This window comes from Vibrio sp. Y176 (genome assembly GCF_033438945.1).
In genome coordinates this window covers 344311-357819 of the sequence record NZ_JAWOQS010000004.1, presented here as the reverse complement: position 1 = coordinate 357819, position 13509 = coordinate 344311, and the positions used below count along the sequence as shown (strand labels likewise).

The following is a 13509-nucleotide window of genomic DNA, read 5'->3' as shown; positions in this document are numbered from 1 at the left end:
CTTTCGCTTTTTGTTTTGTGGAATAGGGACACTTTCCATATAAAGAGACATCAGATGATACTGAAAGCTTTGCCAAATGAGTCCATGCCCAGAGAGAAGCTACTGCAACGAGGGCCGCAAGCTTTGACCGATGCCGAACTGCTGGCCATCTTCTTGCGCACAGGCACCCGCGGAATGAACGTGATTGAGCTTGCAGACTTCCTTATTCAAGACTTTGGTTCGCTCAGACAACTATTTTCAGCATCAGAAGAAGAGTTTTGTCGTCACAAAGGATTAGGGCAAGCCAAGTATGTTCAGTTGCAAGCGGTACTAGAAATGACACAACGTTACTTGGCGGAGACGCTAAAGCGTGGTGATGCCTTAACCAGCCCCGACCAAACTAAGTTATATCTGTCTTCTATTTTAAGGGATCGGCAAAGAGAGGCTTTTTATATTCTTTTTCTCGATAACCAGCACCGAGTGATAAAAGATGAAATTTTATTTGAAGGAACGTTGGATGCAGCGTCGGTGTATCCGAGAGAAGTTGTTAAGCGTGCTCTGCATCATAACGCGGCGGCTTTGATTTTGGCGCACAATCACCCTTCAGGCGTTGCTGAGCCGAGCCAAGCTGACAGAAGGATTACAAGGCGTCTCACCGACGCATTAGCATTGGTGGATATTCGTATTTTGGACCATTTCGTCATCGGAGATGGGGAAAGTGTCTCTTTTGCTGAAAGAGGCTGGATATAACTGTGCGTTTTTTAGGTTGTTAGTTGCTAAAAATCTGCTATCATCCACGCCACTAAATTTTTAACTGAATTCAGCTTGGACTGCTAAAAAAATCTGCTGTCTAAAAAAAGATCACGAAAACCTGTAAAAAGGATCTGTTCGGGTCTTGAGCAATGCATATCAAGTTAGTATAATGCGCGACCTTTGATAGCCTTGTATGGATTTTCCATAGCGGTTCTTAACCTCTAACTTCTTTTCGAGAGATAGAGAGGTTCGGCCACCAAGGTTGATATCGAGCTGAAACGATTTTGGAGAAGACATTCATGTCACGAGTATGCCAAGTAACTGGTAAGCGTCCAGTAACGGGTAACAACCGTTCACACGCACGAAATGCTACTAAGCGTCGTTTTCTGCCGAACCTACAAACTCATCGTTTCTGGGTAGAGAGCGAAAAACGTTTTGTTAAACTACGTCTATCTGCTAAAGGTATGCGCATCATCGACAAGAAAGGTATTGATACTGTTCTTGCAGACATGCGTGCACGTGGCGAAAACGTTTAAGAGGAAATAAGCAATGGCAAAGAAAGGCGTTCGTGAGAAAATCCGTCTAGTATCTTCTGCAGGTACAGGCCACTTCTACACAACTGATAAGAACAAGCGTAACATGCCAGGCAAATTTGAGATCAAAAAGTTTGATCCAGTAGTTCGCCAGCACGTTATGTACAAAGAAGCAAAAATCAAATAATTGGTTTCAGTCTCTTTGATGAATTGAAAAACCCAACTTTCGAGTTGGGTTTTTTATTACGTGAATAAAAGTGCTGAAGAAAAGGTTCAGTACGTCATCGGGTTATAAGGCACTGCTGAAGTTATTCTACTGGTCCGACTCTATACTCGAATTTTTGATTGATCGCCTCTGCCGCTTAGTCACCACTCCCTACACACTTGCACACCGTTGTTCTAGTCAAGCTCAATACTCTTTGGTAATTTACTCATAACTATAAGAGAGTAGAGATGGTTATGCGTGTGAGTCCGGCTCGTCGCCGCCGATGGAACAATATTCTTATTCTGGGCATTATCGCGTTTATAGTGATCTTAAATGCGCCGATGTGGATCAAAACTTACCTATTAACAGCCCAAGCAGACCCTTACCCAAATGTACTTCGCTCCGACTATACGGTGGAGTCTTTGTACTATAGTGGCTGGGAGTTTGAACTGCATGATGGACGGTGGCAATCCAACATCAAAGTTGATGCACCGATCAGTGAGCTTGTATCACGCTGGCAATCATTGGAAGGGACCGAGCTTACCTCAGAACAGTACGACCATTTAAAACCTAACCTAGCGGTACCTGAAACGGTAGAAGTCTGGTATCAGGATCTCGAAGAGCCGCAGCGGGTGACTTTCTTTCGTTTACCTGATTTTTGGCTATTTAAAACCTGGCAAGACAAATGGGTCGCTATCTCCGTTGATGAAAACTACCTTATGCCAGAGTAAAGCCTTTTTGCGTCTATACCCCTAATAAGCTTCCCTATTTATCGTTTTTCTTTTCGATTATGCTAGCAGCGAGAACTATTAGCCGGTGAATTGGAGAATCTAATGCCTGAGTTGCCAGAAGTTGAAGTCAGTCGTATGGGGATTAGCCCCCACATGGTTGGACAAACGATCCAGTCGTTTACTTTTCGAACGCCTAAATTGCGCTGGGATATTCCTACAGAGCTTAAAACATTGGAAGGGCAGGTGATCCGTGCGATTAGCCGTCGTGCGAAATACTTACTGATCGAGACAAACACAGGTACAGCCATTGTTCACTTGGGCATGTCTGGGTCTTTACGTGTCCTAGATGCTGACTTTCCGCCAGCAAAGCACGATCATGTGGATCTCAAACTAAGCAGTGGAAAAATACTGCGTTATAACGATCCGCGTCGTTTTGGGGCATGGCTGTGGTGTGCTCCTGGCGAGTCACATGCTGTGCTAGCAAACATGGGGCCTGAGCCTTTAACTGAAGAGTTCAATGCGGAATATGTAGCGGAGAAAGCTAAAAATAAGCGTGTCGCCGTCAAGCAGTTCATCATGGACAACAAAGTCGTGGTTGGTGTCGGAAATATCTACGCGAATGAGTCGTTGTTTAAATCTCGAATTCACCCTTCAAGGCCTGCAGGTAAGCTAACTTCTCAAGAGTGGGGGTTACTTGTTGAAAATATCAAAATGACACTTGAGATTGCCATTACGCAAGGTGGGACTACGCTGAAAGATTTTGCGCAAGCCGATGGAAAGCCGGGTTACTTTGCACAAGAGTTATTGGTTTACGGAAAAGCCGGAGAGCCATGTCCAGAGTGCGGCGAACGACTTCAAGAGCTAAAGATTGGCCAACGTAATACCTTCTTTTGTAGTGAGTGTCAGAAGTAAGTCGAGCTATTATCGAGCTTAAGTTGTTGTAATCTTGCGTTCGAGCCTCAATAATTCAATCAGTTTCGAATAACTTAGTAAATTATATGAAAGTCATTTATCCGGGCACTTTTGATCCAGTGACTAATGGTCACCTCAATCTAATAGAACGTACTCACGAAATGTTTGATGAGGTTGTGATTGGCGTAGCCGCAAGCCCATCGAAGAACACTATGTTTTCATTGGAAGAGCGCGTTGCACTGATGCAGGACGTTGTAGCGCATTTACCTGGTGTGACGGTAAAGGGGTTCTCCGGGTTATTAGTGGATTTCGCGAGAAATGAGAAAGCTAAGGTTCTTATTCGTGGTTTACGAACAACGGTAGACTTTGAATACGAGTTTGGACTGACCAACATGTACCGAAAGCTATTACCAGGAATCGAGAGCGTATTTTTAACTCCTGAAGAAGAGTTTGCGTTTTTATCGTCGACTATCGTGAGAGAAGTAGCGATTCATGGCGGAAGTATCGAACAATTCGTTCCCAAGCCAGTAGCCATCGCGATTGGGGAAAAACTCAATGAAAGACAGTAAGTTCCCTTATTATTTCTCAAACGCTCTCTCGATACTTATCCCTCGCTTTGTATATCGAGCACAAGCCAAGCGTTTACTTTCGAATCTGACCGAAGCAGAGCAGCAACGCTGTCTTGAGCGGGTGAACTATTACAATAAGTGTGAAACGCCGTTTTCAGTTGATAGCCGAGAACAAAGTTACTCGACCATCGATACATTCAAAAAAACGAAAGGCTGGACGTATTTTTTCGATCTTCGCCAAGTTGTACGCTATTTCCCTTCCAGTTTTGCGTTTAACTACATCAACGGCGATGTTACACACATCCCCAATGTACCGAGCTTTATAAAAAGCCGCCCTATTTTTGGTAACAACCAAAATTCAGTGGTGTTGAAACTTAATCAAGTTCGTCATTTTAAATTTATTGATGATCCTGTTCGCTATCAAGATAAAAAGGACATGGTAGCGTGGCGCGGCGTGGGTTTTCAGCCGCATCGTAAAAAGGTGATTCATGCGTTTTACAACCATCCGCAATGCAATATTGGCCAGACCCGCCCGGTAGAAGGGAAACCATGGGAAAAGGGCTTTATGAGTATTGAAGAGCAACTGCAGTATAAGTTTTTGCTCTGTATAGAAGGCAATGATGTGGCCACCAACCTTAAGTGGGCTATGTCGTCTAACTCCTTGGTTATTATGTCAAAGCCAAAATATGAGACTTGGTTTATGGAAGGTAAGTTAGAGGCAGGCGTCCACTATGTTGAAGTGAAGGATGACTATTCGGATTTACCCGAAAAGATGGATTATTACCTAGCGAATGAGCAAGAAGCATTAGCGATCATTGAAAATGCGCACCAGTGGGTTGAGCAGTTCAAAGATAAACGTAAAGAGCGTTTGATCTCATTGATGGTTGCCGATAAGTACTTCGCTTTATCTCAGCAACAATAAAAAAGGGGCGAAACGCCCCTTTTTTATAATCTTAAGCTTCTAGAAATTGATCAACACCATTCTCACAGCGTTTAAGCTTGTTTTTAATGGTGTTCTCTAAAATCTCATCATTTTGTCCGAGTGACGCACGAGAGTTTTCTACGTGGTACAAGTGGTAGCCTACACCTGCGAATTTTAGGTAAAGACGTGACTTACCCGCATTCAACATGCGATGAACAAACTCGCTGTCTTCGCGTCCCCATCCAACAAAATCTTGGTTGAAGCCATTCACCTCGATGACATCTTGTCGCCAAAATGCCATGTTGCAACCGCGAGTGGCTTTATCGTTATTCCGCTCGTAAGAGAACCATTTCGATAGCAAAGCGTTGGTGATGCAGTTTTTACGATTGCGAATGCCTTTGCTGAAGATAGAAGGCACTAAGCCGTTTTCCATGATGGCCTTGCTGCAGCTTTCATCCGTTAACACACGTCCGCCCTGCACAAACCAATTTGGTTTTGCGACTTGCTTATGTGATTCAATAAACGTTTGGGACAGCACCATGTCGCCATCAATCATGATGAGGTAGTCACCTGATGCTTTGGCGATCGCACGGTTGCGGCTCATTGAAAGTTGAAAGCCATTATCTTCGTGCCAGCTATGAATAAGTGGTACTGGAAAGCCGTCACGCAGTTGGTCGATCATTGCTTTGGTATCGTCTCGAGAACCGTCATCTGCAACAATGACTTCGTCAGGCAAAACGGTTTGACGTTTCACGCTTTCTAACACCGCTTTTAATGCTTCTTTCCAGTTGTAAGTGGTGATAATTAAAGTCGTTTTCATGATTTTCTTGCCTGTTCACGTAAGTAGAGATCGATGTATTTTACAAAAGTAGAGTGCATGCTTAGCCAAGCTAGAATGAAGCCATGTTTGCCATCAAGAAAACCTCGTTTGAGCACATACATCTTCAAAAAGCTCGCAAGAGCGTGAACGATAGCGGTCGTTAACCCCGCTTTCTTTTTACCTTCACGTTCATCCGTCCAGGCCTTGAGGTAGCCAGTGGTTTTATTGATGTAATGATGAAGGTGCTCGTAAGTGTAGTGATGCAATCGACCATCCAGTTTTTCAGTTTGATAGTTTTTCTCATCAACTTTTTCATGAACGAGCGAATCATTATATTGCGTATATTCGGTGCGATATAAGCGCACAATCCAGTCTGGAGACCAACCAGAATGGTAGATGAACTTACCAAACGCTGAGCTTAGTCGATTAAGTTTGTATAAAACGTTCGGCTTATTGGCTGATACCGCGTGTAAGATACTTTCTTTTAGCTCTGGAGTGACTTGTTCGTCTGCATCAAGCCACAAAACGTAGTCTGCCGTAACGTATTGCTGCGCAAGTTGGCGTTGTTTACCGAAACCTGGCCAATCTAGATTGGTGTAAAACTTATCTGTGTATTGTCGGGCGATTTCTTCGGTGCGATCGGTGCTGCCCGAGTCTAGAAGGACAATCTCATCGACCCAATCTTTTACTGTGTCTAGACAAGCTTGTAAGTGCTTCTCTTCATTTTTTACAATTAAGGCAACGGCTAAGGTTGGTTTGGACAAGGTCATTTCCTTCTTAACAAATCAAGACAGTAAGTTTACTGGTATTGAGGATACAAATCTTCTAAGACTTGATCGAACATGCTCATTACTTGAGTGCTGGTAATGCGGTTCATTGCCGTTTCATCTTTAGCGCGAGTTCGCCAGCTTAACTCGTGACTGTTTTTACCTGTTTCCGCCAAGATCGTTTCTTCATACACTGAGACAACGTATTTTAGATAACGGTAAGGTCCCACTCGCAGCGGATTATGGTGTGCATAGAGCCCGATGATTGGTGTTTTCATTGCATTCGCCATGTGTGCTGGTCCGGTATCGGGGGCGATGACCATTTCAACCTTATCTATTAACGCAAGCATTTGCAGAATTGAACTTTGTCCAACTAAATTTAGACACGGTTCTTCCAAGCGAGATTGAATGGCCTCTGCCAGGTCCAATTCTACCTGAGCCGGGCTGCCTGCCAGAATCACGTTCCAGCCTTTTGCTCTGGCGTGATGAATCACATCCACATAACCTTCCGCGTTCCAGTTTTTATAAGCTTTGCTCGCACCAGGCACAATCAGCAGGTTAGGTTTACTACGAGAAATATGAGACTCTGCCCAAGCTTGGTCGTGGTCTGAATAAGAAAGTACCCAGTCTAGTTCTGCCTTTGGTACCCCAATTTGATGGGCAAAGGCCATTAAGCCATCTGCGACATGCAGAGATTGCGGGGAAGGCACTTTGACATTGGTAAATAGTGTTTGAAAGTCCTGGCTTCTATCAGAAGAGAAACCAAGTTTGTATTTTGCTTTAATGCCCAACGTTGCGACACTCGCTCGAATCGCGTACTGCATATGCAATAGCGCATCAAACTCTCTGCCTTTCAGCTGTCGCCAAAGTGATTTGTAGCCATCAAGTCCCGCTTTTTTATCAAAAACAATCACTTCTACACCATCGATGGCGGCTAATAACTGGGCTTCAAGTTTACCCGTTATCCAAGTAATCTGGGTCGAAGGCCAGTGTTTCTGAATAGCTTGAATGCTGGCGATAGTATTGCAAACGTCTCCGATAGCGGACAAACGCAAGACGCATAGTGACGATGGGGCAGAAGTAAACATAATTATTGTCTGATTCGATGAATAGAGGCAGGTAAATTATGCAGACATCCCCAATAAATGTAAAATACACGGTTCGAATATAGCTAAGTACTGATAAGTGTTCTGCAATGTCAAAGACAACACCACATCAATCGCAAGAATCTGGCAAGCCGGGTAACACCGGACTAAAGCGCATCGTTAAAGCGACGGGTTATTCGATCCAAGGATTAAAAGCGGCTTTTAAGCATGAAGCTGCCATTCGACAAGAGTTGGCTCTGTTGAGTATCGCCGTGATTTTGGCTTGGCTAGTGGATGTCGGCATGGTTGAGCGTATCTTAATGATCGGGGTCGTGGTATTAGTCTTGATTGTAGAGCTTGTAAACTCAGCGATTGAGGCGGTAGTGGATCGTATCGGTATTGAACGGCATGAACTCAGTGGTCGAGCTAAAGATATAGGCTCTGCTGCCGTTATGGTTGCTTTGGCGTTTGCCGCATTTACTTGGTTGTATATATTAGCCAGCCGGTATTTAGGCTAGAGGGTGAGCGTATGACTCGACAGTATAAAAACAACAACCAAGTGATCTGGTTTGATGACGAGATCATTACAGACCCTAGCCAACCGATATTTGATGAGGAATACTGGCAGTCCTCCGACAAGGTGGTTGGCAGTGCGACGGGGCGAGGCACGACATGGTTTATCCAACTAGAGAACATGCAAGCGGCACTACGTCATTACCGTCGTGGCGGTTTGTTTGGGAAGTTAGTTAACGATCATTATTGGTTCTCTGGCTGGGATAACACCCGTTGTGCGCAAGAGTTTCAGCTTTTGTTGGCGCTAATTGAGGCTGGGGTGCACGTTCCTCGTCCTATTGCAGCAAGAGCCGTAAAGTCAGGACTCTTCTATCAAGCTGATTTATTAAGTGAGCGAATCCCAAACGCCAGAGATCTGGTTAGTATCTTGCAAGAACAGTCTTTATCGGTAGAGATGTATCAGAAAATAGGGCAAGAAATTGCCAAGATGCATCAGGTTGGCGTTAACCATACCGATTTGAATATCCACAATATCTTGATCGACGACAAAGATAAGGTATGGATTATCGATTTTGATAAGTGTCGTTTTGAAACTTCTGGTGACTGGAAGCAACAAAATCTAAATAGACTTCTGCGTTCATTTAATAAAGAGCGTTTAAAGCGACAGATTATTTGGCAAGAATCCGATTTTGAACATTTTCAGGACGGTTATGCTTCTCAATCTTAATTGAGTTTTTTATCATTTTATGTTGATTGCTCTAAGTAAGCCTTCTTGAGTCTAACGATGCTCGAGTGAGTCTATAAACTACAATAATCATTAAGTATTCATGTGTATCTGATGGCACAAAAATTAACGTAGGTAACATTTGTAATGAAAATATTAGTAACCGGTGGAGCAGGCTTCATTGGGTCAGCTGTTGTCCGACATATCATTCGTGACACCCAAGATACCGTCATCAATTTAGATAAACTGACCTACGCAGGGAATCTAGAATCACTGGTTGATGTCTCAGAGAGTGACCGTTATTACTTCGAGCAAGTGGATATCTGTGACCGAACTGAACTAGACCGCGTGTTTTCAGAGCATCAACCCGATATGGTGATGCATTTAGCGGCTGAGTCGCATGTCGATCGCTCTATTGATGGTCCTGCTGCTTTTATTGAGACCAACGTCATGGGCACTTACCATCTTCTTGAAGCGGCGCGTCAATATTGGTCAAACCTTGAGGAAGCGGACAAATCGGCGTTTCGTTTTCATCATATTTCTACGGATGAAGTGTATGGCGATTTAGAGGGTACGGATGATTTATTCACCGAAACCACCTCATACGCTCCAAGCAGCCCATACTCGGCGTCTAAAGCGTCGAGCGATCACCTTGTACGCGCTTGGCAGCGTACTTATGGTCTCCCAACACTCGTAACCAATTGCTCAAATAACTATGGTCCGTACCACTTCCCAGAGAAGTTGATCCCACTGATGATTCTGAATGCCCTCGATGGCAAGCCTTTACCTGTGTATGGTGATGGCATGCAAATCCGAGATTGGCTGTTTGTGGAAGACCATGCTCGCGCGCTTTACAAAGTCGTGACGGAAGGTGAAATCGGTGAGACCTACAACATCGGTGGCCATAACGAAAAAGCCAACATCGAAGTAGTGAAAACCATTTGTGCTTTGCTTGAAGAGCTGCGACCAGACAAGCCGGCAGGTGTTGAGTCTTATGAATCTTTGATCACTTATGTCAAAGATCGCCCAGGTCATGATGTGCGCTACGCAATTGATGCGACCAAGATTGCTCAAGAGCTTAACTGGACGCCAGAAGAAACCTTTGAAAGCGGCATTCGTAAAACCGTGGAATGGTACCTAAACAACCCGCAATGGTGGCAACGCGTGCTTGATGGTTCATACAGTTTAGAGCGATTAGGAGCGGGCGAATAATGAAAGGCATTATTTTAGCAGGTGGCTCGGGCACTCGCCTTTACCCTATTACACGCGGTGTCTCTAAGCAGTTACTGCCGGTTTATGACAAACCAATGATTTACTACCCGTTGTCGGTACTCATGCTTGCTGGCATTCGTGAAATCTTGATCATCACCACGCCAGAAGACCAGGAAGGATTTCAGCGCCTATTGGGTGATGGCTCAGAGTTTGGTATTGAGTTGCAATACGCGATTCAACCAAGTCCAGATGGCTTAGCTCAAGCCTTCATCATTGGTGAAGAATTCATTGGCGATGATTCAGTATGTTTGGTGCTGGGTGACAACATCTTTTATGGGCAAGGGTTCACTCCTATTCTTCAGCAAGCTGCGATGAAGAGCCGTGGAGCGACGGTATTCGGTTATCAGGTTAAAGATCCTGAACGATTTGGCGTTGTAGAATTTGATGCCAATATGCAGGCGATTTCGATTGAAGAAAAACCAGTAAAGCCTAAATCCAATTATGCTGTCACTGGGCTGTATTTTTATGATAACCGAGTCGTCGAATTGGCAAAAAAAGTCAAACCTTCAGCTCGTGGTGAGTTAGAGATTTCGACGCTAAACCAAATGTACCTTGAGCAAGGTGACCTGAATGTTCAATTACTAGGGCGCGGTTTTGCTTGGTTAGATACTGGAACGCATGAAAGCCTACATGAAGCCTCTTCGTTTGTTCAAACCATTGAAAATGTTCAAGGCCTGAAAGTTGCGTGTCTAGAAGAGATTGCATGGCGCAATGGGTGGTTAACAAAAGACCAACTACTCGCTATTGCGAAACCAATGCAAAAAAATGATTACGGGCGTTACCTTTCCGAGTTAGTGATTGAGCAAAAATAATATTGGTCGCTAATTGCAATGAGATATTAAATGATGAGCAGTGAAATTATTCCTGTAACAAAACCATATTTACCATCAAAAGATAAATATAAACAATATGTTGATCGGGTGTACGAGAGTGGTTGGTTGACCAATAGTGGTCCTCTGGTTAATGAGTTAGAATCTCGACTAGCTGAATACCTTGGTGTTAAGCATGTTATATTAGTTGCAAATGGCTCATTAGCACTTCAGGTTGCTTATAAAGCATTAAATCTTACAGGAGAGGTGATCACAACACCTTTCTCTTTTGCTGCGACTACAAGCACGCTTAGTTGGGAAAACTTAACACCTGTTTTTTGCGATATTGAAAATGATAGCTTCAATATTAACCCTGATTTGATAGAAGCCCTTATTACAGAAAAAACGTCTGCAATAGTACCAGTACACGTGTTTGGTAATCCATGTAAAGTCAATGAGATTCAAGCTATAGCAAACAAGCATGGTTTAAAAGTTATCTATGATGCCGCTCATGCTTTTGGTGTGGATCTAAATAAAGAAAGTGTATTAACGTACGGTGATATCAGTACATTAAGTTTCCATGCTACAAAGTTATTCCACACGATAGAGGGTGGTGCTGTGATTACGCAATGTGATGAGCTAGCAGCTAAAGTACGCTCTATGATTAACTTTGGAATAACGGGACCGGATTCGATAGAAGGCGTTGGAACTAATGCCAAGATGAATGAGTTTGAAGCCGCTATGGGTCACTGTGTTCTAGATGATATAGAAAGTATCATGACCAAGCGAAGAGGCTTATGGCAAAGTTATCAAACTCACCTTTCTGGTGTTTTCCAAATGCAAAATTGGTTGGATAGCTCAAAACCTAATGGGGCGTATGTACCAATTGTGTTTGATTCGGAGCAGTCATTACTTAGAGCTAAGGCTAATTTGGAAGCGAATAACATCTTTCCAAGAAGGTACTTTTATCCAAGTTTAGATCTTGTTGATAGTTATGGTCATGAAGGAACTCCATGTGAAGTTAGTCGCTCGACTAGTAAAAGGATCTTATGCTTGCCTATATATTTTGATTTGTGTGAATCAATGGTAAACAAGATAAAACAAATACTTAAAAAATCATGATTGGTTGCAAAAAGAGAGTATAAGATGAGAAACAGCATCCTGAAATATCTACAAGCATCGTCGATGAAACACCCAGAAAATATTTGTGTTTCGGATTCGAGCCACTCTTTGACTTATGCAGAAAGTACAGCAAAGTCATATGCTATCTCATTGCAACTAAGACAGCAGGGAAGTTTAAACAAGCCGATTGTTGTGTTTGCGAAAAAATCTGTAAATGCACTCTCCATGATCTTTTCTGCGACAATGGCTGGAGGGATTTACTGTCCCGTAGACATTAACTCACCTAAAGAACGACTATTAAAGATCTTATCTAACCTTCAAGATTGTCTTGTTCTTTATGATGAAACGTCAGGAAATTTATTAGATTCATTAGAATTAGATAGTTCAATTTCAACTATTAATATCGATGAAATACCGGCATCTAAGCTACCTACGCAAGATATTTGGGCTGATATCGAAAAGTTTAATAAAACCGTTATTGATAAAGATCCATGTTATATAATTTTTACTTCAGGTTCTACTGGTACACCAAAAGGTGTCACTATTTGCCACTCTAGTGTTATTGATTATATTGATTGGGCTAATTCAGCCTATGAAGTGAGCAAAGTTGATATTATTGGTAGTCAAGCACCACTATTCTTTGATAACTCGACTTTAGACATCTATTTGGCGTTGTCTAATGCGGCAGAACTGCATGTTATCCCTGAAAGCGTGTTTATTTTTCCTCAGAAAACACTTGAATACCTGAAAGAAAAAGCAATAACAACGATCTTCTGGGTTCCTTCATTGCTTGTAAATATTGCGAACCTTAAGTTACTTGATCAGTTTCAATTGCCATGCTTGAAGAATGTATTGTTTGCTGGGGAAGTAATGCCAGCGAAGACGATTAAGTACTGGTTAGATAAGCATCCTAATGCTCATTACTCTAACTTGTACGGACCAACAGAAATTACCGTTGATTGCACCTACTATGATGTGCCGTCAGACTGGGATGGGGATAGCTTACCTATAGGGGTCCCTTGTCATAACTCAGGAATTCTAATCCTAGATGAAAACGACCAGCGTAATGATGAAGGTGAATTGTGCGTTCGAGGCTCTAGCTTAGCGCTTGGGTATTGGGCTAACTCAGAAAAAACAGAAGAGGTATTTTGTCAAAACCCACTTCAAGATAAATACATTGATATGATCTATCGTACCGGAGACTTGGTTAGACTTGTTGATGGTTTAATTTATTATATTGGTAGAAAAGACTTCCAGATTAAGCACAATGGCTATCGTATAGAACTTGGTGAAATTGAGTCTCAGATCATGGAGCTAGATGCTGTCGAACAGTGTGTTGTTGGTTATTTATCAGAAGATAAAGTGCTTTATTCTTTTGTTCAATGCAGTAGTTCGATGAGTGAAGTTGAGCTTAAAGTTGCACTGACGAAACGTTTACCAAAGTACATGATTCCAAGCAAGATTGGCTTTGTACAAGAAATGCTTTTTACGCCAAATGGTAAGTTAAATAGAAAAGCTTTTTCAGAGAAAGCACTACAAGAATTTGTAAAGGTTAAATAGTAGTATGTGTGAAAAAATTATAGCAATCTTAACCACAATGAAACCAGAACATGAGTTTGCTAAAGATACTGAACTTTTTGAATCAGGTCTGTTGGACTCTTTTGATTTGTTAGTCCTAGTAAGTGAGATCGAAGCTCAGCTAGCTATTTCAATTCCTGGTGAAGGTTTGGTTCCTGAGAATTTTGTTTCGCCGCATGTTATTGGTGAGTATCTTAAAACGATTCAAGGTTAAT

Annotated in this window: 17 protein-coding genes; 14 read left to right on the top strand and 3 right to left on the bottom strand. The window is 42.7% G+C overall.

Annotated elements, in window-relative coordinates; translation table 11 throughout:
* The first annotated feature begins 54 nt into the window (after positions 1 to 54).
* From radC to R7O13_RS12850, 7 genes are all read left to right on the top strand, one after another.
* Complete coding sequence (radC, locus tag R7O13_RS12880; RefSeq protein ID WP_025768320.1) at positions 55 to 729, top strand: RadC family protein; 675 nt, start codon at positions 55 to 57, stop codon at positions 727 to 729.
* Positions 730 to 1031: 302 nt separating this feature from the next.
* Positions 1032 to 1268, top strand: coding sequence for a 50S ribosomal protein L28 (gene rpmB / locus R7O13_RS12875; RefSeq protein WP_005384783.1), 237 nt, complete (start codon positions 1032 to 1034; stop codon positions 1266 to 1268).
* Between the two features lie 13 nt (positions 1269 to 1281).
* Positions 1282 to 1452: a 50S ribosomal protein L33 gene (rpmG, locus tag R7O13_RS12870; RefSeq protein ID WP_004410866.1), complete on the top strand. Its 171-nt coding sequence runs from the start codon at positions 1282 to 1284 to the stop codon at positions 1450 to 1452.
* 272 nt (positions 1453 to 1724) lie between these two features.
* Positions 1725 to 2201: a hypothetical protein gene (locus R7O13_RS12865; protein WP_047103885.1), complete on the top strand. Its 477-nt coding sequence runs from the start codon at positions 1725 to 1727 to the stop codon at positions 2199 to 2201.
* Between the two features lie 102 nt (positions 2202 to 2303).
* On the top strand, positions 2304 to 3113 hold the full coding sequence (mutM, locus tag R7O13_RS12860) for a bifunctional DNA-formamidopyrimidine glycosylase/DNA-(apurinic or apyrimidinic site) lyase (protein WP_213867105.1): 810 nt from the start codon (positions 2304 to 2306) through the stop codon (positions 3111 to 3113).
* Between the two features lie 86 nt (positions 3114 to 3199).
* On the top strand, positions 3200 to 3682 hold the full coding sequence (coaD, locus tag R7O13_RS12855) for a pantetheine-phosphate adenylyltransferase (RefSeq protein ID WP_017820709.1): 483 nt from the start codon (positions 3200 to 3202) through the stop codon (positions 3680 to 3682).
* Positions 3669 to 4604: a glycosyl transferase family 90 gene (locus R7O13_RS12850; protein ID WP_065275023.1), complete on the top strand. Its 936-nt coding sequence runs from the start codon at positions 3669 to 3671 to the stop codon at positions 4602 to 4604. Before coaD ends, R7O13_RS12850 begins: the two co-directional genes overlap by 14 nt.
* A gap of 31 nt (positions 4605 to 4635) precedes the next feature.
* Here R7O13_RS12850 and R7O13_RS12845 read toward each other — a convergent pair whose 3' ends face one another.
* The 3 genes from R7O13_RS12845 to R7O13_RS12835 are packed head-to-tail and all read right to left on the bottom strand — an operon-like array spanning position 4636 to position 7279.
* Positions 4636 to 5424, bottom strand: coding sequence for a glycosyltransferase family 2 protein (locus R7O13_RS12845; RefSeq protein WP_017634986.1), 789 nt, complete (start codon positions 5422 to 5424; stop codon positions 4636 to 4638).
* Positions 5421 to 6188 (bottom strand): glycosyltransferase family 2 protein, encoded by a 768-nt coding sequence (locus tag R7O13_RS12840; protein WP_047103887.1) that lies wholly within the window; start codon positions 6186 to 6188, stop codon positions 5421 to 5423. Before R7O13_RS12840 ends, R7O13_RS12845 begins: the two co-directional genes overlap by 4 nt.
* Before the next feature lie 35 nt (positions 6189 to 6223).
* Positions 6224 to 7279 carry a glycosyltransferase family 9 protein gene (locus R7O13_RS12835; protein WP_318303994.1) on the bottom strand — a complete coding sequence of 352 codons (1056 nt, stop codon included), beginning with the start codon at positions 7277 to 7279 and terminating at the stop codon, positions 6224 to 6226.
* Between the two features lie 107 nt (positions 7280 to 7386).
* Here R7O13_RS12835 and R7O13_RS12830 point away from each other — a divergent pair, with 107 nt between their 5' ends.
* The 7 genes from R7O13_RS12830 (at position 7387) to R7O13_RS12800 (ending at position 13508) form a co-directional block, all read left to right on the top strand.
* Positions 7387 to 7794: a diacylglycerol kinase gene (locus tag R7O13_RS12830; protein WP_005395798.1), complete on the top strand. Its 408-nt coding sequence runs from the start codon at positions 7387 to 7389 to the stop codon at positions 7792 to 7794.
* Between the two features lie 11 nt (positions 7795 to 7805).
* The gene (locus R7O13_RS12825; RefSeq protein ID WP_318303993.1) at positions 7806 to 8516 is read left to right on the top strand and encodes a 3-deoxy-D-manno-octulosonic acid kinase; all 711 of its coding nucleotides are present in this window, start codon (positions 7806 to 7808) and stop codon (positions 8514 to 8516) included.
* A gap of 144 nt (positions 8517 to 8660) precedes the next feature.
* The gene (gene rfbB / locus R7O13_RS12820) at positions 8661 to 9725 is read left to right on the top strand and encodes a dTDP-glucose 4,6-dehydratase (RefSeq protein WP_318303992.1); all 1065 of its coding nucleotides are present in this window, start codon (positions 8661 to 8663) and stop codon (positions 9723 to 9725) included.
* Positions 9725 to 10597: a glucose-1-phosphate thymidylyltransferase RfbA gene (gene rfbA / locus R7O13_RS12815; protein ID WP_025504096.1), complete on the top strand. Its 873-nt coding sequence runs from the start codon at positions 9725 to 9727 to the stop codon at positions 10595 to 10597. The genes rfbB and rfbA overlap by 1 nt, the downstream gene beginning before the upstream one ends.
* 30 nt (positions 10598 to 10627) lie before the next feature.
* The gene (locus R7O13_RS12810) at positions 10628 to 11716 is read left to right on the top strand and encodes a DegT/DnrJ/EryC1/StrS family aminotransferase (protein ID WP_021453859.1); all 1089 of its coding nucleotides are present in this window, start codon (positions 10628 to 10630) and stop codon (positions 11714 to 11716) included.
* Positions 11717 to 11740: 24 nt separating this feature from the next.
* Positions 11741 to 13276, top strand: a complete 1536-nt coding sequence (locus R7O13_RS12805) for an amino acid adenylation domain-containing protein (RefSeq protein WP_318303990.1) — start codon at positions 11741 to 11743, stop codon at positions 13274 to 13276.
* A gap of 4 nt (positions 13277 to 13280) precedes the next feature.
* Positions 13281 to 13508 carry a phosphopantetheine-binding protein gene (locus R7O13_RS12800; RefSeq protein ID WP_031827230.1) on the top strand — a complete coding sequence of 76 codons (228 nt, stop codon included), beginning with the start codon at positions 13281 to 13283 and terminating at the stop codon, positions 13506 to 13508.
* The last annotated feature ends 1 nt before the right edge of the window (position 13509 follow it).